At 36.4% G+C, this 580-nt stretch carries 1 rRNA gene; it reads right to left on the reverse strand.

Features of this window, described 5'->3' with window-relative positions:
* Nucleotides 1-116, reverse strand: a 16S ribosomal RNA gene (locus tag AC27EF_RS13595); the annotation flags it as partial.
* Nucleotides 117-580: the final 464 nt, after the last annotated feature.

Consider the following 580-nt stretch of genomic DNA (forward strand, 5'->3'; position numbering starts at 1 on the left):
ACTCAGTCATTTAACAATTCCATCCGAAAACTTCCTTCTTAAATGCTTCGTTCGACTTGCATGTGTTAAGCACGCCGCCAGCGTTCATCCTGAGCCAGGATCAAACTCTCATGTTCTTATCTGTTTAATCCAAGTCAAGAAAGCACTAGCTTCTTATCCTTGTTCTTACTGTTCTATAAAGAACGTTCGTCGGTTTCTTAAACCGATCTGAAAATCTCTTAGAATTTTCAAGGTTGTCTTATTGTTCAGTTGTCAAAGTTCCTTTGGCAGATGGCATGAAGCAAAGCATCCTTCGCCATCTTTTCGTCCGCTTCTGATAAGAAGCTTCCTTATTTTACCACTTCGTTCTTTGTTTGTCAAGAACTTTTTTATTTTTTATTTGCCTTGGAGTTTCAAATCCGCAGCAACTTTTATATCATACCATCTTCAAAACTCATTGTCAAGAACTTTTTTTCAAATGTTATGATTCTGTTCTGAGCGATCTCCGTCAGCAACTTTTATATCATAGCATTATTCGACATCTTTTGTCAAGAACTTTTTTCAAAATATTTCTGATTGATAGATATTTCTCCGTTGCTCA

The sequence above is a fragment of the Anaerostipes stercorihominis genome, assembly GCF_057535655.1.